We start from the raw sequence: 3,133 nt of genomic DNA on the forward strand, positions 1-3,133 counted from the left end.
TGTTGCTGGCGCTTCTTCTGTTGTTGCTTTGTCTGCTTCTTCAGCTGCTGGCGCTTCTTCTGTTGTTGCTTTGTCTGTTTCTTCAGCTGTTGGCGCTTCTTCTGTTGTTGCTTTGTCTGTTTCTTCTGCTGTTGGTGTCTCTTCTGTTTGTTCTTCTTTAGCAACTTCTTGTTCATTAGTTGCAATTTCTTCTGTGCTCTCTTGATCTACAATTTGTTTTTCTGTTGATGTTTGTTTTTCTATAGCCTCTTCAGATTGACCATCATCATTTAAATTATTTGACTGTGATTGTACAGAATTATTTTGTTGTTCATCCGCTTTTGCTTCTTCACCTATCCCGAAAAGTAAAGAAGCTCCGACTAAAATAGAAGCAGTTCCAACAGTGAATTTTCTAATAGAATACTTATTAAGCCTATTAGGGATAAAATCTAATTTCATACCTCTTTTTTTCCTCATAACGTCTTGTCTATCTCCCTTCAATGTTATAAAAATTGATACGACACATATACAGCTAGTCCTATCATCTTCATTGTATTGTATATAAATTTAATTTTCAAGAATTGAAAAATTTAAACAATCATAAATAATTACATCATAGTTTTATAAAACTAAATATTATACAGTTAATTGCATATAAATTTATATAAATTGTAATGTATCACTAGTATATATTATAATATCTAGCAATGACAATAAAATACTTGTATATTGTAAAATTTTTGTAATTTTTTTGTGAAATCCATTATTTACTTATAAGTAAAGACAATACGACAAAACCAAAAATCCTAACTTCATTTTTCATGAGTAAAAAATAATAATTCTCTCACTATATTTCTTTGTGTAAATAGATTTTCCCTTAAAACAATTACTTGTTATAACCTTTTATTATTTTACTCAACATAAATTGAGAATACTCCAAATTATGTAATAAGTAACAATGAATACTATAATGAAAATTAGCACATAAGATTCTTTTGACCAAAACAAACCTGCTAATAAAGCTAACAGAAAAAGATACATGAGATTATAATGAATGCAGAACGTTATTTACAATTCTTATGAAGGTGAGGTTAGCAAAAACTAATGAGCTCCAACTAAAAGTAACCCTACCTGATAATCTAATAATGGCAGCAAAAAAAATAATAATTTATATATTAGTAAAATTTTTATAATAAAAATCTCTTATAAATGAATATGGGGCTAATTGTATTGAGCACTTATAATTAAATATGAAAATATAATCGATAATATCGCAGCTAAACTAATAACAATAAATAGGCGTTTCATAATTCTAACACCTCGTTTATAGAATTAAAAAAGCATCTTGACGAGAATTCGAAATATTTATTCCTAAAAATAATTTCAATAATACTATTTTTATATATTATATAATCCTTTGGTTATATATGTGGACTCCTTTTAATGTGTATACCTTTAAAATTTTATTCTCATTTCGAAAACTGTATATATCTTCAGAATTTAAGTAAATCACTTTACCTTAATCAATTTCACTAACCTATCTTTAATGCAACTATTAACTCGTGCAATAGTTGCATTAAATGAAACGCGATGTATATTGATTAATCACATACATCATATTCCATCATTATGGAATAGTATCGAATTTTAAACTAAAATGATTATATAAGTCATTAAGTTTCAAAAATTTTTTAAATCATTTCAGTACATCAACATGCTATACTATATATAGAAATTGAACGCAATTTTATATTATATAAAGGAGTACAAAATGTCATTAACAATTAAAGAACTTCATAATATTTTAGGGGGTACTCTCCTTGATGCTGAAGGTAAAGAGGACAATATTATTAATAATTTCGAAAATTGGTTTCCTTTTATACAAAATAAAAGCACAGCTTACATCTCTCCCAATAAGCAAACATGGAAACGTTTTGGGAGTGGTGCAAACGCAAAAGAAGGTAATGAATATATTAAGAAAGATAAAGAAGATCTAGGATTAATAATTACTGAAACCTATGTTCCTGACATGAAGTTTAAAACTCCTCAATTAGTTATCAATGATTCTGCAAAAACACTAACTAAATTAGCTGGAGAAATGAGACTACAGTATAAACACCCTGTTATTGCTATAACAGGGTCAATGGGAAAAAGTTCCACTAGAATGCTGATAAGTGCTGGTCTTAAAGATTATTATCCTCTTCAAAATAGATATAATAGTAACGTAAGATACGCAGTTTATTTATTATTATGCAAAATGATTAGACAATCAAATTTTGCTGTACTAGAAGTATCATTAAATGCTTTAAATGCAGTCGGTAATTCATCATATTTAATAAAACCAAATGTAGCTATAGTTACTGGTATAGGTGCTGCTCATATGTCTACATTTAAAGATATTCTAAATATTGTAGAAGCAAAAGCAAGTATTTTTGATGGTTTAACTCCTGAGGGTATAGCAATAATTAATAAAGATACCTTACATTCAGATATAATAATCGAACGCGCCAAACAAAATACAAGTAATATTATTAGGTATTATTTCTCTGAATTGGTAAAAGCACCTTTATTCCATGCTTCTTAAATTTATAATAGTTAATCAATAATGTTCTAGGAGAACAATTTAAATTTAATTTTTGAATTACATTTTTCATACTATATCCTTCTTCATATAAGCTGAAAGCTTTTTGATAAGTTTCAGGTGATAATTTTCTATGAGTCATAAAAAAGCTCCCTTCAAAGTTTACATTTTTAAGTGTCTACTTTGAAGGGAGCATATCAATTTGAGCAAGCCTTTTATAATACTATTTATCGATGATTTCCAATGGCGGTAACTCATGAATTAAATCTATTGTTAATACCGATAAATTTATTATTTTTAATAAATGATTCAGTATATATTTAGGATCATCAGAATATTCATTTGGGTCATCAATTATACCTGAATTTTTATCAACCTTGATTTGATATTGATCCATAACCCATTCAATTGCTGATTTTCCGTTAACCTTGTAATCATAAGCTCTATTTGGAATTTCTTTTATAGTTATATCATTATTTACAATAATAGTGTTTTTTTCATTTCGCTTTGGAAATGTCATTTTTTTTATTTTATATGATGGATTTTCACTTTGGTTTATTACTACTTCAGAAC

Annotated in this window: 3 protein-coding genes; 1 reads left to right on the plus strand and 2 read right to left on the minus strand. The window is 27.3% G+C overall.

What is annotated here, in order from left to right; translation table 11 throughout:
* On the minus strand, positions 1–456 hold a 456-nt coding region (locus CD032_RS13550), incomplete at its 3' end, for a YSIRK-type signal peptide-containing protein (RefSeq protein ID WP_258026261.1).
* 1,294 nt (positions 457–1,750) lie between these two features.
* On the opposite strand from CD032_RS13550, the gene CD032_RS10945 reads away from it, so the two are divergent.
* On the plus strand, positions 1,751–2,563 hold the full coding sequence (locus CD032_RS10945; RefSeq protein WP_103211481.1) for a Mur ligase family protein: 813 nt from the start codon (positions 1,751–1,753) through the stop codon (positions 2,561–2,563).
* Between the two features lie 220 nt (positions 2,564–2,783).
* Here the strand turns inward: CD032_RS10945 and CD032_RS13185 are convergent.
* The coding region (locus CD032_RS13185) for a type ISP restriction/modification enzyme (protein ID WP_219727860.1) at positions 2,784–3,133 on the minus strand (350 nt) is incomplete at its 5' end.

Source organism: Staphylococcus cohnii subsp. cohnii (genome assembly GCF_002902365.1).
Lineage (GTDB): Bacteria > Bacillota > Bacilli > Staphylococcales > Staphylococcaceae > Staphylococcus > Staphylococcus cohnii.

What these genes read in the sequence shown, in the direction of transcription:
- CD032_RS10945 (WP_103211481.1), top strand. Translation starts at nt 1,751, where the DNA reads ATGTCATTAACAATTAAAGAACTTCATAATATTTTAGGGGGTACTCTC.